Below are 14,710 nucleotides of genomic sequence, written 5' to 3' on the forward strand. Positions count from 1 at the left end.
ATCAATAACTCGGCGGATAAATATCCGCTCTGCAAATATATTAAAGTGACAAACTCGTGGATTGAGTTAAGCCACACCCCTATTATTGGAATTCAAAAAAAAGTCCATATTTATTTGTACATATGAGATAAATTAATTAGCGGCCTACCCAAGACAAACGTAGAATAAACCAGAATTAAATCGATCTAAAGGCTTTTGATCCCAAACAGCATCAGAGGACAAAAGCCGTTGCAGAACTCTTAGCCCTGACCAAAAATCTTTATCACGGCATCCAGATGATCTTTCATTGCCTTCTTCGCCGCGCGACTGTCGCGCGCCTCCAGCGCAGTCAGAATTTCCAGATGCTCAATCTCGGAACGGTGCGGCATGTCCTGTGGGGTGTAATGGAGTTGCAGGCTGCGAAACATGGTGCCGTAACGGTGGCCGAGCAGATGCGCGATGATAAACGCATAAGCCGGATTCCCGCTGGCCTGAGCGATACGGATATGAAACAAACGGTCGCCGGGATGTGTCGCGGAGCCATTGCGGTTATCGCGGCAGTTCTGCTCATAGGCTGCTCTTATCGCGGCAAGTTCTTCGTCGGTCGCGTTTCTTGCCGCCAGTGCGGCGGTCTCAGGTTCTATCAGAAGTCGGGTTTGCAGCAGAGAAAATGGCGGCAATTCTGCGGTGAAATCCAGCTCGATATTCAGCTCATCATCCACGTCTGCCCACTGATTTCGCCCTGCCTGCGACATCACCGGTTCCTGCGAAGGCGTGGCAGGCTTCGCCGGTTGTTGGCGCACAATCACGCCGTTACCGACACGCACATCCACTAACCCGATGACTTCCAGCGCAATCAGCGCCTCACGTACTGACGCCCGGCTGACCTGAAGCTGACTGGCCAGTTCACGCTCGGCAGGAAGACGACTGCCGGGCGGAAATTCTTTGTTATCAATTAACGTTTTTAGCTGGTCAGCTATCTGCCTGTAAATTCTGGGATTTTCTAATTTTTTTATCGGCATCGGACACCTGAGGTCAATTCTTATTAAGTGATTCAGCTAGCATTTTCCGGACAAAAATCTTGCTGAATTGTTTTATGCATGTAAAAAATTGGTTAATAGAAATGGCGTTTTAAGTAGAAGTTTGCCGAATATCTTAGCAAAAAGCACTGCTTATCACGCGTTTTTTTCACCCTCAATGGCCTGACCATTAGGCCTTTAAAATAATTTTTTATGGGGAGTTGTTATGAACCTGGCAGGGAAAAAAGTTCTGATCACCGCCGCCGGACAAGGCATCGGTTTTAACACCGCGACATTGTTTGCCCGTGAAGGCGCAGAGGTGATTGCCACCGATATCAACATCGACGCACTGCACAATATTCCGGGGATCACCCCGCGCCTTCTCGACGTCACCGACCCGCAGGCGATTGCCGCGCTGGCGGAAGAAACCGGCGCGGTCGATGTGCTGTTCAACTGCGCGGGCGTGGTTCACAGCGGTGATATTTTGTCCTGCACCGAACGCGAATGGCAGTTTGCGCTGGACCTTAACGTGACCGCGATGTTTCGCATGATCCGCGCCTTTTTACCCGCCATGCTCGATAACAACCACGGCTCGATTCTCAATATGTCGTCGGTCGCCTCCAGCATCAAAGGCGTGCCGAACCGCTTTGCCTACAGTGCTTCGAAAGCGGCTGTCATTGGCCTGACCCGTTCGGTCGCGGCGGACTATGTGACCCGCGGCATTCGCTGCAACGCGATTTGTCCGGGCACGGTGGAATCACCTTCCCTGCGCCAGCGCATTGCCGCCCAGGCCGAGACTGAAGGGCGCAGCGAAGAAGAAGTGCATGCGGCATTTGTTTCCCGCCAGCCGATCGGGCGCATTGGTAAAACCGAAGAAATCGCCCAGCTGGCGCTGTATCTGGCCTCCGATGCCAGTTCGTACACCACCGGCACGGTACAAATTATTGACGGCGGCTGGAGCAACTGACATGCCAGCGGCCTTAAACGTCTGACTTTCAAATTCCTGATTTTCAAAGACCTGACTTTCACAGAAGGACACTAATCATGAAATTACTCCGTTACGGCAATGCAGGTTCTGAGCGCCCCGGCCTGCTGGATAACAACGGCAAACTGCGTGACCTCAGCGCGCATGTTGCCGACATCAGTGGCGATTTTTTGCAGCCGGAAACGCTGGATAAACTGCGCAAGCTCGATCCGCAAAGCCTGCCGCTGGTCAGCGGTGATCCGCGCCTCGGCGCGTGTGTCGGCAACGTGGGGAAATTTATCTGTATCGGCCTCAATTACGCCGATCACGCTGCCGAAACCGGTGCGGAGATCCCAAAGGAACCGGTGATTTTCAGCAAATGGACCAGCGCGATTGTCGGGCCGAATGACGATGTGGAAATCCCGCGTGATTCAGTCAAAACCGACTGGGAAGTGGAGCTCGGTGTGGTGATCGGCACCGGCGGGCGCTACATCAGCGAAGCCAATGCCCTGTCTCACGTCGCCGGTTACTGCGTGATCAACGATGTGTCCGAGCGCGAATTTCAGATTGAACGCGGCGGCACATGGGACAAAGGCAAAGGCTGTGACACCTTTGGCCCGACCGGTCCGTGGCTGGTGACGGCGGATGAAATTCCCGATCCGCACCAGCTGAATCTATGGCTGGAAGTCGACGGTAAGCGCTGGCAGAACGGCAATACGCGCACCATGATTTTCCAGATCCCCGAAATTATCAGCTATCTCAGCCGTTTCATGAGCCTGCAACCGGGCGATATTATTTCCACCGGCACCCCGCCGGGCGTCGGACTGGGACAGAAACCACCGGTATATCTGAAGGCCGGACAGGTGATGCGTCTCGGAATTGAAGGTTTGGGTGAGCAACGTCAGAAGACGGTGCAGGCATAACCCCCTTACAGCTAAAGGATTTTTGCGATGACAACAATTACCGCTCTACGTGTTGAAGATGTGCGCTTCCCGACGTCGCTGGCGCTGGATGGCTCAGATGCGATGAACCCGGATCCGGATTATTCCGCCGCGTATGTGATTCTGGAAACTGACAATCCGTCGCTCAAAGGCCACGGCCTGACGTTCACTATCGGACGCGGCAACGAAATCTGCTGTGCGGCTATTAAGGCGCTGGAACATCTGATTGTCGGCCGTGAACTGGCCGGTATCACCGCCGATATGGGGCAGTTTTGGCGCGATTTTACCAGTGACAGCCAGCTGCGCTGGATTGGCCCCGACAAAGGCGCTATCCATCTGGCGACCGGCGCGGTGGTGAATGCGGTATGGGATTTATGGAGCAAAGCCGCCGGTAAACCGCTGTGGAAGCTGGTCGCCGATATGTCGCCGGAAGAACTGGTGCGTTGCATCGATTTTCGCTACATCACCGACTGCATCACGCCGCAGGAAGCGCTGACATTATTGCAGCGCCGCGCCGACAACAAAGCGCAGCGCACGGAGAAACTGCTGGCGGAAGGTTATCCGTGCTACACGACTTCTGCGGGCTGGCTGGGTTATCCCGACGATAAACTGCGCCGTTTGTGTCAGGAGGCCGTCGATGCCGGTTTCGATTATCTGAAACTGAAGGTCGGACGTGATCTGGAAGATGACATCCGTCGTGTGCGCATTGCGCGTGAAGTTATCGGCCCCGACCGCAAGCTGATGATCGACGCCAATCAGGTATGGGAAACCAACGACGCGATCCCGTGGGTGAACGCCCTCGCCTTCGCCAAACCGTGGTTTATCGAAGAACCGACCAGCCCGGACGATATTGAAGGCCACCGCAAAATTCGTCAGGCGGTTGCGCCGGTTAAAGTTGCCACCGGTGAAATGTGTCAGAACCGCATCATGTTCAAACAGTTCATCATGCGCGAGGCCATTGACGTGGTGCAGATTGATGCCTGCCGCATGGGTGGTGTGAATGAAGTGCTGGCTGTGATGCTGATGGCCGCTAAATACAATCTGCCGGTGTGCCCGCACGCAGGCGGGGTTGGGTTATGCGAGTACGTTCAGCATCTTTCGATGATCGATTATCTGTGCATCGCAGGAACGCACGATGGCCGCGTGATCGAATATGTTGACCATCTTCACGAGCATTTTGTGCATCCGTGTGACATCCGTGGCGCGGCGTATATGCCACCGCAGGCTCCGGGATTCTCCATCGAAATGCATCAGGCCTCGATCGAAAAATACCGCTTTCAGGCCTGAAACGAATGTCCGGGAAAGCATGAAGGAGAACGCCGATGATGCGAATCGACAGCCACCAGCATTTCTGGCGCTACACGCCGCAGGATTACCGTTGGATAAGTGATGACATGGCGGTGCTGAAGCAGGATTTATTGCCGGAAACGTTGCGGTTAACGTTACAACGTCACGATATTCAGGGCACGATCCTGGTTCAGGCATGTTCCTCAGCCGGTGAGACCCGCTGGCTGCTGGAACTCGCGGAACAAACCGACGTTGTGCGCGCGGTAACCGGCTGGGTGGATCTGTCATCGCCCGGATTGCAACAGGAACTGGAGGCGATTTCGCATCCGCTGCTGCGCGGTTTTCGTCATCAGATTCAGGACGAAACCTCACCTGCACAGTGGCTGGCGGATCCGGCGATCAATGCCGGTGTCCGGCAGCTTCAGAGGCAGGAATATGTCTATGAAATTCTGGTGACGCATCGCCATCTGACCGAAGCCGTACAGTTTGCCGAACGCCATGACCAATATTCCCTGGTGCTTGATCACTTCGGCAAGCCGGATCTGAGTCTGGGTGCGGCGCACTGGAAACAGCAGGTTGCTCCGCTGGCAGCGTTAAAACACGTCAGTTGCAAACTCTCCGGGCTGCTGACTGAACCGCGTCCGGCGGGTATGTCAGCCCGTGATCTGCTGCCGTATTTCGAGGCCGCTCTGGAGATTTTCGGCACTGAACGGCTGATGTTCGGCTCCGACTGGCCGGTGTGTCTGCTGGCTGATGCGGATGAAAATCCGTGGGATTTATGCGAGCAGGCCACGGCGACATTGAGTATTGACGAGCAGGCAGCCATTTATGGCGGCAACGCCTGCACGGTTTATCGATTACAGCCTTTAGCGATTACAGGAAACGACTCATGAATCTGCATCTGCAAAATAAAGTGGTGATTGTCACCGGCGGCGGTTCCGGCATCGGTGCGGCGATTTCGCTGACGCTGGCGGAAGAAGGCGCTGTTCCGGTGATCATCAGCAATACAGAACCCGCCAATGAACTGATGCATAAACTGCAACAGCTTTCGCCACAGGCCAGTTTTGTGCTGGCTGAATTGCGCGACGAAGCCAGCTGCAAGGCCGCCGTGAACGAGATCCTCACCCGTTATGGCAGCATCGACGGGCTGGTGAATAACGCCGGTGCCAACGACAGCGTCGGGCTGGAAGCCGGTCGCGACGCCTTTGTTAAGTCGCTCGAACAAAACCTGGTTCACTATTACCTGATGGCCCATCTGAGCCTTGATGCCCTGCGCGCCAGCCGCGGTTCCATCGTGAATATCAGCTCAAAAACCGCATTAACCGGACAGGGTAACACCAGTGGTTATGCCTCGGCGAAAGGCGGCATTCTGGCGCTGACCCGCGAGTGGGCGGCGGCGTTGCTCGGCGACGGCATCCGCGTAAACGCGGTGATCCCGGCAGAAGTGATGACGCCACTGTATGAGCGCTGGATAAAAAGCTTCGACCATCCCGAAGAAAAGCTGCAACAAATCACCTCACACATTCCGCTGGGTCAGCGCATGACCACGCCGCAGGAAATTGCCAATACCGTGGTGTTCCTGCTCTCTTCCCGCGCGTCGCACACCACCGGGCAGTGGCTGACCGTGGACGGCGGGTATATGCATCTCGACCGGGCGCTGACATGAGGCGCCGCTATTGTCAGGCGCTGGATCTGGCGGACGAACCGGCGCTTATCGAAGAATATCAGCGTTATCACCGCGAAATATGGCCGGAAATTACCGCACATCTGCGCCGTTATGGCATCGCAGACATGGAAATTTACCGGCTGGGCAACCGGCTGATGATGGTGATGGAAACCACGGAAGATTTTGACAGCGGGCTTTTCGAACGCCGCAGTCTGGAGGATCCAAAAGTCTGCGAGTGGGAAGCCCTGATGTGGAAATATCAGCGCCCAACGCCGTGGACACCCGCCGGTGAAAAGTGGGTGGAAATGGAGAAGATTTTTTCGCTGGCTGAACAGAAATAGCAAAAAAACCTCCCTGCTATGAGGGAGTTAATCACGTTTTTCACGATATCTGACATAAAAAATCAGCCACCTGAGCTGAACCCCTACATGCTTCACCAGATACTGAGGAATACACTATGCTCGCCGATAAAACTGCCGCGCCTGCTTATGCGCAGCGCAAAACGACGTCCGGTTTCCGACTGGCGTTCATCCTGGTCACCACGCTGTTTTTCCTGTGGGGTTTATCCTACGGGCTGCTGGATGTCCTGAATAAGCATTTCCAGGAAGTGTTACATGTCAATAAAGCCCAGTCAGGCCTGTTACAGGCTGCGTATTTCGGGGCGTATTTCATTATCGCCCTGCCCGCCGGTTTCTTCATGGACAGATTCGGCTACAAAGCTGGGATCTTGGTCGGGCTGTGCCTTTACGCGCTGGGCGCGCTGTTATTCGTCCCCGCTGCTTCCGCAGGCAGTTTCGGCATGTTCCTGTTTGCGCTGTTCGTGATTGCCCTCGGTCTGGGCTGCCTCGAAACCGCCGCTAACCCGTTCGCCACGGTACTCGGTGACCCTGCCGGTGCAGAACGTCGCCTGAACCTTTCCCAGTCATTCAACGGATTAGGTCAGTTTATCGGGCCGATCATCGGTGGTTCGCTGTTCTTCTCCGCTACGCAAGGCACCACGGCGGATGGCCTGTCATCGGTCAAAACTACTTACGTCGCCATCGCCGTGTTAGTGCTGCTGATCGCCTTCCTGTTCGGGCGCACAAAACTGCCGGATATCCGCGAGCAAAGCACGTCTGAAGACCACGGCATCGCTAAAGGATTGTGGCAGCACGGGCATTTCACCGGCGGCGTGATCGCACAATTTTTCTATGTGGCGGCACAAGTTGGTGTCGGTGCGTTCTTCATCAACTACACCACCGAGCACTGGCACACGCTGTCGAATCAGAATGCATCTTACCTGCTGTCAGTTGGCATGATCAGCTTTATGATCGGGCGTTTCTTCAGCACCTGGCTGATGGGGTTTGTCCGCCCTGCCACGCTGCTGGTGGTTTACGCCATCATCAACATCGTGCTGTGCGGTGTGGTCGTTGCGGGGATTGATAACGTCTCGGTGATTGCACTGGTGGCGATTTTCTTCTTTATGTCGATCATGTTCCCGACCATTTTCGCGATGGGCGTCAAAAACATGGGCAAACAAACCAAACGCGCCAGCTCAGTGATGATCATGGCCATTGTCGGCGGCGCGGTGATGCCGTATCTGATGGGCGCGATTGCCGATCATTACAACACCGCGGTTTCCTACGCGCTGCCAATGGTGTGCTTCGCCGTGGTACTGATTTATGCCGTGAAACAGCGGGCGAAAGCGGTAATTTAAGAACGTTTCGCAGGTCACAACACGCCATCCTTAACATCCACATGGGTGTTAAGGATGAAATCAGCTCAGATTCAAACTGAACAGGCGACTCAGGGCAATTCTGCCACTGTCTGTTACGCTCACTTCGCGATAACCCGGCGTGCGGGTGATCCACTCTTTTTGCAGCAGCAGCGCCATCAATGCCTGTCCTGCATCCCCGCCAAGATGAAAACGTCTTTCACTCCAGTCCAGACACGCACAGCAAGGTTTGCGGCGCGGACGTGGATCAAGCACAGCCCCAATATGTTGAAAATGGGCCTTTCCGGCGGATGTCAGCGCATTGCCGTCAGACTCAATCCATTGTTCAGTCAGCATAAAATCATAGATTTTTACCGCCAGTTCTCCGGCCAGATGGTCGTAACAGGTTCGTGCATAGCGCAGAACGACCGGCGTACCGGGCGTAAAAGCACGGTGACTGCGCATGGAAACGCCCATCAGGTTTTCCAGCAGTCCGGCGATATGATGACCCGCCAGACTGTAGTACCGGTGGCGGCCCTGCGTCAGGCAAATGACCAGCCCGTTGCTGAGCAGCCGCGTGAGATGACCGCTGGTTGTCGAAGCAGCAATGCCCGCCACCGCGCTGAGTTCCGTAGCCGTCCACGCGCGCCCGTCCATCAGCGCGCACAGAATACTGACCCTGGAAGGGTCAGATATCGCAGAAGCCACCAGTGACATGGATTTCTCAAGAGACTCATCCGGCTCGCTGTCGTATTCGGTATGAAGAAAATTCATGCAGAGTTTATTGCCCATTTTTGGGTGACTTCTGCCGCCCGGATATCATCATCGGTGAGCAGGATAAGCCGGTTATCGTGGTCACTGTACTGTGCCAGAATGTTAATGCCATTGAGGGCCAGTGTCTGGGCGATTTCGCCCAGTTCACCCGGTTGTTTCTGAGGTAATTTTCGTATCACAGGGCGCGAAAGTTTTCTGACATCAAATCCGGCATCCGTCAGAACCTGACGGGCTTTCTCGCCGTCTTCAACCAGGAAATGCGCGTGTCCGGCTTCCGGTGTGGTAAATACACCTCCGCCTTCCAGACCCACGCCATTAAGACCGAGAACCCTCCCGAATGAGGCCAGTGAACCTGAAGTATTATCGAGGATCACGTGAATGTCATACATGCTGATGCGCTCCATTAGCGGAAGACTTTTCGTAGGACTGGTCGGAAGAATAGTCACGAAATACACGGGCAACGCGAATTCTGTAGTAGGAAAAAATCGACTGTTTACCCTCTTTCTGAGCTGCCAGATGCATCACATTTTGTTTCCATCCGGCTACCGATTCCTCATCTTCCCACCATGACAAAGAGAGGATTTTTCCGGGAGTGGCCAGGCTCTGGAAGCTCTCAATGGAAATGAATCCCGGCGTATCCGACAAAAAAGGTTTCAGTTCAGCCGCCAGCTCAAGATAACGCTCGCGGGCTTCGGGTACTGCGTCCGCCTCAAAAAGTACTGCAATCATGATTCTGCCCCCTTGTGAATTTCACCCAGTTTATTACCGGTAAAAAGAGGACACTTCGGTCAGCGCCGAAGTATGCGTGTTGAGGGGCAAACAGAGGGAATGCGGTATTTGGGAGGTTGGCGGAGGAGGAGTTAGTGGAAGTCATCAAAAAAGCCTTCCCGTCAGGAAGGCCTGATTTTCTTACCAGCGCTGATGTACCCACGGGGCGATTTTGCTCTGATAAATATTTTTCAACGCTGACATCGTTTCATCGGAAAGCGCGGTGATATCGCTGGCCTGCGCATTGGTTTCTGACTGAGCTTTATTTTTAGAACCTGGGATGATGACGGAAACATTTTCATTCATCAGGATCCAGCGCAGGGCAAATTTTGCCATCGTCATATCACCCGGCAGCAGACGACGGATATCTTCCACTGCATCAAGCGCAACATCGAAAGGTACGCCCGCAAACGTCTCCCCTTTATCGAACTGTTCTCCATTACGGTTAAACGCGCGATGGTCATCGGCTGAGAATGTCGTATCCGCTGTCATTTTGCCTGTCAGCAGGCCCGATGCCAGCGGCACGCGGGCAATGATGCCGACATCCCGACGCTTAGCCTCACGCAACAGAAGTTCAGCAGGCCGCTGTCTGAAAATGTTGTAAATCAGCTGAATGGAAGATACATTCGGAAATTCGAGCGCTTTCAGCCCCTCTTCCACTTTCTCAACAGAAACCCCGTAGCTGCGAATTTTACCGTTTTTGATCATGTCATCCATCACGGCGAAAACTTCTGGCGTGTAATAGATTTCGGTTGGCGGGCAGTGCAGCTGCACCAAATCCAGCGTATCCATTTGCAAATTATCGCGGGAGCGATCGACATATTCATTGAGGTTTTTTTCGGTGTAGCCTGCCGCCACGTGCGGGGAAAGGCGACGACCCAGTTTAGTCGCAACGAATGGTTGCTCGCCTCCACGTTCTTGTAACACATCAGCAGTGATCTTTTCTGAACGTCCGTCGCCATAAACATCAGCGGTGTCGATAAACGTCATTCCTGCGTCCAGTGCCGCATTCAACGCACCTTTCGCATCTTCCATGCTGACTTCACCCCAGGTACCGCCGATAGCCCAGGCACCAAACCCAATTTCAGAAACGCTCTGGCCCGTTTTGCCAAGAATTCTGTTCTTCATGAAATATTCCTTGTGACGTTGAATCAAAAGTTACGCTGCTATCTGCCGGCAACATATTAAACAATGCGAGAGAGGTTAACGTTTACCAGAAATAAGATCCCATGATAAAAGATGCATATGATTCACTGAACCCATGAATAGCATTCATCATGAAAATTGAACGTATTGATTTTGCGGACTTACAGGCATTCCTGACCGTCCTGCGGTGCCGGAGTTTTAAACTGGCGGCTATCGAACTTGGGCTGACTTCTTCCGCAGTGAGCCATGCCATTCGCCGGGTGGAAACCCGGATGGGAGCAAGACTTCTCAACCGGACCAGCCGGTCGGTATCGTCCACGGCGCTTGGACAGGAGGTCGCGGAAAAACTGTCTGACGGCTTCGATGCGATCTCTTCTGCTCTGGATACGGTCAGCGCGCCGGGTCGCGGGCGTTTTGGGGTGCTTCGCCTCAATGTTTTTGCCGATGCCGCGGCGCAACTTATCTCGCCAGCCCTGAAGGAATTTACGACAAAATGGCCGGAAGTCAGTTTAACCATCGTGGTGGAAGACAGGCCTGTCGATATTACCGCCGAAGGTTTTGATGCCGGTATGCGCTACGGGCATCTCGTACCCGAAGACATGGTTGCCGTCGCCCTGACAGGCACTCAGCGGTGGATTGTCGCGGGCTCGCCGGAGTATATAAAACGTTACGGTACGCCAAAAACCCCGTCTGAATTATCAGAACATAACTGTCTGCAACTGCTCCTCGGAAATAACGCCAGTTTCCGGTGGGAGTTTGACGGGCCTGAAGGCGTTTACAGTGTGAACGTGCCAGGTCCGATTACCCTGAAAGATACGGCAACCACGATTACAGCAGCGCTGGAGGGGATTGGTCTCGCCTATGTGCTGGAATCACGCATTCATGCCGAGCTCGCCAGAGGAACATTGGTCAACGTCATGCCTGTGCATTATTCAAAAGGTGAGCCATTTCATATGTATTACAGCAGCCGGCGATATGCGCACCCTGCCTTGCGTGAACTGATCAATATCATTCGCAAAAATAACTGGTTGTTAGCGTTGCCTGACTGAGTCACCACATCAGGAGGGTGAAAATTGAATCCCCCTCTCCCCCATCATGAACTTTGTTCATGTTCAGTGAATTTAAATCACTTTTTTTCACTCATTGACTCAGGCATAAAAGAGTCATCGCGATCCATTTAAAATATAAAGACTACTGAAATAACTCAAATTTTTCAGCAGCCGGGACACCTGATTAAAATGAAAAAAGAAATTACCTTCACTCTTAAGAGCATTCGTTTCGACGAAGATTATAACCCCTCGGAAAATACGCGTATTACGACCAACTTTGCCAATCTGGCGAGGGGTGAGAAACGCCAGGAAAACCTGCGCAACACCCTGGTGATGATTAATAATCGCTTCAATTCTCTGGCACACTGGGACAACCCAACGGGCGACCGCTTCGCCGTTGAACTCGACATTATTACCGCTCAGTTAAATATCCAGGGTGAAGGAAAATCCGACGCCTTCCCGGTGATCGAAATATTAAAAACCAATATCGTTGATAAAAAAACCAACGAACGTTTTGAAGGCATTCTGGGAAATAATTTTTCCTCTTATGTTCGCGATTATGATTTCAGCGTTGTACTGCCTGAGCATAATAAAGACAAATCAGGATTCAGCCTGCCGGAAAATTTTGGCGTATTACACGGTGATATTTTCAAACGCTTCATTAATTCAGATACTTACAAAGCATGTTTTAATAAAACACCAGTTATCTGCCTGAGCGTATCAAGTAAAAACACCTATTACCGTACCGGCAATCAGCATCCTGTATTAGGCATCGAATATCAGCAGGACGAACCGTCGCTGACTGATGAGTATTTCGCCAAAATGGGATTGCGCGCCCGCTACTTCATGCCTGAAAACAGCGTTGCGCCTTTGGCGTTTTATTTCAGCGGCGATTTACTCGGTGATTACACCAATCTTGAGCTGATCAGCACCATCAGCACGATGGAGACTTTCCAGAAGATTTATCGCCCTGAAATTTATAACGCGAATTCTCCGGCGGGAAAACAGTATCAGCCAAGTTTGAATTTCCAGGATTATTCATTAACCCGGATTGTTTATGACCGGGAAGAACGTAGCCAGCTGGCTGTTGAGCAGGGAAAGTTTACTGAAGAGCAATTTATTAAACCTTACCAGGCTGTTCTTAAACAATGGTCCGCTGAACCCGTTCTTTGATTTACCCATAAAAATATAAGGTCACCTGTGATGAAAAAATTATTACCGACATCGACTGCGGGCAGTTTACCCAAGCCCTCCTGGATTGCGCAGCCAGAGACTCTCTGGTCGCCGTGGAAACTGGAAGGTCAGGAATTAGCTGACGGCAAACTCGATGCGTTGCGTTTATGTCTGGAAGATCAGCAACAGGCCGGTATTGATATCGTCAGCGATGGCGAACAAACGCGTCAGCATTTTGTCACGACATTTATCGAGCATCTCGAGGGCGTTGATTTCGAGAAGCGTGAAATCGTTAAAATCCGCGACCGCTATGAAGCAAGCGTGCCAACCGTCGTGGGGCCGGTGAGCCGCAAGAAGTCCGTTTTCGTAGAAGATGCGAAGTTTTTACGCCAGCAAACCACGCAGCCGATCAAATGGGCCCTTCCGGGACCGATGACCATGATCGACACACTGTATGACAATCACTATAAAAGTCGCGAAAAACTCGCCTGGGAATTCGCTAAAATTCTCAACGAAGAAGCCAAAGAGTTAGAGGCGGCGGGCGTCGATATTATCCAGTTTGATGAACCGGCCTTTAACGTATTCTTCGATGAAGTGAACGACTGGGGAATCGCCACGTTAGAACGAGCCATCGAAGGGCTGAAATGTGAGACGGCTGTCCACATCTGCTACGGCTACGGCATTAAAGCCAATACCGACTGGAAAAAAACGCTGGGCACGGAGTGGAGACAGTACGAAGAGATCTTCCCGAAACTGCAAAAATCTAACATCGATATTATTTCACTCGAATGCCATCACTCACATGTGCCGATGGAACTGATGGAGCTGATCCGCGGTAAAAAAGTGATGGTCGGTGCCATTGACGTGGCGACCAATGCCATTGAAACACCAGAAGAAGTTGCCGCGACGCTGCGTAAAGCCCTGCAATACGTTGATGCCGACAAACTTTATCCTTGCACCAACTGCGGGATGATCCCGTTACCGCGCGGCGTCGCACGCGGAAAATTAGATGCACTAAGTGCCGGTGCAGAAATCGTGCGCAAAGAACTTCTGGCAAAATAATATCGACAGATAGCTTAAAGCTGAAGAGACCATTGTCTGAGTTGAGCGATCAAAACGGTCGCCAACTCACAACCCCTCTGTCACTCCTCGCCGTTTAATTTTATGTTAATTCAGGCCAACGGCAATTTGTCCAGAATCGCCTGCGCGGTATTCACATCTGTCACCAGCGAATTGATCATTCCTGAGCGCACCGCACCAATAATCCCCGCGGCTTTTTCCGGCGTGGCGGCCACGCCAATGGTTAGCGGCGTCTTGCGCAGCTGTTCTACCGAGGCGGCAATCATTCTCTCTTCCCCTTCCCAATGCAGTAACTCGCCGGATTCGGTGAAATAATGACGCAGCACATCGCCCGCTGCATCACTCAGGGCCTGCTCACCTGGTGTTGCTGTGGTGGATTCACTCGGTTTCGGGGTATGGGTCAGGCCGATGCCCACAATTGCCGCATCCAGTTTGTCCCACAGAGAAATAATTTCCTGCACGCTGCGGTCGGCAAGAAATGCATCACGCAATTCTGCCGAGGAAAGATAAGGCGCATGCAGAAAATAGGGCGTGCCTTCCATCTGTTCCGCTGCGCGGCGCACGAACTCGGTGATCTGAAAATGCGGAGCAGACTGCTGCATGCCGCCGTTGAGCGCCACAGTCATGATGCCGGGCAGACGCGGCATACCGGCCAGCGTCACTTCGCGTACCGCCCTTCCCCAGCCAATACCCAGCACAGACCCGGCACCTAATCCGGCTTCCTGTAACAAAGCGGACAGCGGGGTCGACAGCGCGCCAAGCACATTACCCGGCGGCGCATCCGCCACGTAGGCATGCTTTAGTCCCAGACGTTTTATCAGGTCTGACGTCATGTCTTCCGGTGAAGATAATCCCACCACTTCAATGCGCACAATGCCCGCTGCACGGGCTTTATTCAGCAGACGGGAGATGGTCGCCGTGGAAACATCCAGCTTGCGTGCAATCTCCACCTGAGACATATCAGATTCGTAATGCAACTTCGCGACCAGATGCATCATGGCACGCGTTGCTGCAATATCTTGCAAAATTGGCTCTTTCAGCTTGAAATTCCTTTCAGTAATGAATTACACTCAAATCGTCGACTGAGGGATTATTGCGCAACAACAGTAAAAATGCAATGTGCCGGATGGGCTTCAACCCTTGTAAAACGGCGTGTTACGCGATATTTCAC

The 14,710-nt window shown here is 52.8% G+C and carries 16 protein-coding genes; 10 read left to right on the forward strand and 6 right to left on the reverse strand.

Annotated elements, in window-relative coordinates:
* Positions 1-239: 239 nt before the first annotated feature.
* Positions 240-1,001, reverse strand: coding sequence for a FadR/GntR family transcriptional regulator (locus tag D6C13_RS08440; RefSeq protein ID WP_120132336.1), 762 nt, complete (start codon positions 999-1,001; stop codon positions 240-242).
* 223 nt (positions 1,002-1,224) lie between these two features.
* Between D6C13_RS08440 and D6C13_RS08445 the strand changes: the two genes are divergently transcribed.
* The 7 genes from D6C13_RS08445 to fucP all read left to right on the forward strand — a co-directional run bounded on the left by D6C13_RS08445 (position 1,225) and on the right by fucP (position 7,552).
* On the forward strand, positions 1,225-1,965 hold the full coding sequence (locus D6C13_RS08445; RefSeq protein ID WP_120132337.1) for an SDR family oxidoreductase: 741 nt from the start codon (positions 1,225-1,227) through the stop codon (positions 1,963-1,965).
* A 77-nt stretch (positions 1,966-2,042) separates the two neighbouring features.
* Entirely contained in the window at positions 2,043-2,885 is an 843-nt protein-coding gene (locus tag D6C13_RS08450) for a fumarylacetoacetate hydrolase family protein (RefSeq protein ID WP_120132338.1), read from the forward strand.
* Between the two features lie 27 nt (positions 2,886-2,912).
* On the forward strand, positions 2,913-4,190 hold the full coding sequence (locus D6C13_RS08455) for an L-fuconate dehydratase (protein WP_120132339.1): 1,278 nt from the start codon (positions 2,913-2,915) through the stop codon (positions 4,188-4,190).
* A gap of 35 nt (positions 4,191-4,225) precedes the next feature.
* Positions 4,226-5,083 carry an amidohydrolase family protein gene (locus tag D6C13_RS08460; RefSeq protein WP_120132340.1) on the forward strand — a complete coding sequence of 286 codons (858 nt, stop codon included), beginning with the start codon at positions 4,226-4,228 and terminating at the stop codon, positions 5,081-5,083.
* Complete coding sequence (locus D6C13_RS08465; RefSeq protein ID WP_120132341.1) at positions 5,080-5,856, forward strand: L-fucose dehydrogenase; 777 nt, start codon at positions 5,080-5,082, stop codon at positions 5,854-5,856. The genes D6C13_RS08460 and D6C13_RS08465 overlap by 4 nt, the downstream gene beginning before the upstream one ends.
* The gene (locus D6C13_RS08470; protein WP_120132342.1) at positions 5,853-6,197 is read left to right on the forward strand and encodes an L-rhamnose mutarotase; all 345 of its coding nucleotides are present in this window, start codon (positions 5,853-5,855) and stop codon (positions 6,195-6,197) included. The genes D6C13_RS08465 and D6C13_RS08470 overlap by 4 nt, the downstream gene beginning before the upstream one ends.
* A gap of 116 nt (positions 6,198-6,313) precedes the next feature.
* Positions 6,314-7,552 (forward strand): L-fucose:H+ symporter permease, encoded by a 1,239-nt coding sequence (fucP, locus tag D6C13_RS08475; protein ID WP_120132343.1) that lies wholly within the window; start codon positions 6,314-6,316, stop codon positions 7,550-7,552.
* A gap of 60 nt (positions 7,553-7,612) precedes the next feature.
* Here fucP and D6C13_RS08480 read toward each other — a convergent pair whose 3' ends face one another.
* From D6C13_RS08480 to D6C13_RS08495, 4 genes are all read right to left on the reverse strand, one after another.
* Positions 7,613-8,323 carry an ArsR/SmtB family transcription factor gene (locus D6C13_RS08480; RefSeq protein ID WP_120132429.1) on the reverse strand — a complete coding sequence of 237 codons (711 nt, stop codon included), beginning with the start codon at positions 8,321-8,323 and terminating at the stop codon, positions 7,613-7,615.
* A complete protein-coding gene (locus D6C13_RS08485; RefSeq protein ID WP_120132344.1) occupies positions 8,320-8,712 on the reverse strand; it encodes an amino acid-binding protein in 393 nt (130 codons plus the stop codon). The genes D6C13_RS08480 and D6C13_RS08485 overlap by 4 nt, the downstream gene beginning before the upstream one ends.
* Positions 8,705-9,052, reverse strand: coding sequence for an antibiotic biosynthesis monooxygenase family protein (locus D6C13_RS08490; protein WP_120132345.1), 348 nt, complete (start codon positions 9,050-9,052; stop codon positions 8,705-8,707). Before D6C13_RS08490 ends, D6C13_RS08485 begins: the two co-directional genes overlap by 8 nt.
* Positions 9,053-9,232: 180 nt before the next feature.
* Positions 9,233-10,219 (reverse strand): aldo/keto reductase, encoded by a 987-nt coding sequence (locus D6C13_RS08495; RefSeq protein WP_120132346.1) that lies wholly within the window; start codon positions 10,217-10,219, stop codon positions 9,233-9,235.
* A 149-nt stretch (positions 10,220-10,368) separates the two neighbouring features.
* Between D6C13_RS08495 and D6C13_RS08500 the strand changes: the two genes are divergently transcribed.
* From D6C13_RS08500 to D6C13_RS08510, 3 genes are all read left to right on the forward strand, one after another.
* Complete coding sequence (locus D6C13_RS08500) at positions 10,369-11,286, forward strand: LysR family transcriptional regulator (RefSeq protein WP_208642869.1); 918 nt, start codon at positions 10,369-10,371, stop codon at positions 11,284-11,286.
* Between the two features lie 189 nt (positions 11,287-11,475).
* Entirely contained in the window at positions 11,476-12,459 is a 984-nt protein-coding gene (locus D6C13_RS08505) for a DUF1852 domain-containing protein (protein WP_120132348.1), read from the forward strand.
* A gap of 30 nt (positions 12,460-12,489) precedes the next feature.
* A complete protein-coding gene (locus D6C13_RS08510; RefSeq protein ID WP_120132349.1) occupies positions 12,490-13,521 on the forward strand; it encodes a methionine synthase in 1,032 nt (343 codons plus the stop codon).
* A 110-nt stretch (positions 13,522-13,631) separates the two neighbouring features.
* Here the strand turns inward: D6C13_RS08510 and D6C13_RS08515 are convergent, their stop codons facing one another.
* A complete protein-coding gene (locus D6C13_RS08515) occupies positions 13,632-14,564 on the reverse strand; it encodes a sugar-binding transcriptional regulator (protein ID WP_120132350.1) in 933 nt (310 codons plus the stop codon).
* Positions 14,565-14,710 lie beyond the last annotated feature (146 nt).

The sequence above is a fragment of the Rahnella woolbedingensis genome (genome assembly GCF_003602095.1).
Classification (GTDB): domain Bacteria; phylum Pseudomonadota; class Gammaproteobacteria; order Enterobacterales; family Enterobacteriaceae; genus Rahnella; species Rahnella woolbedingensis.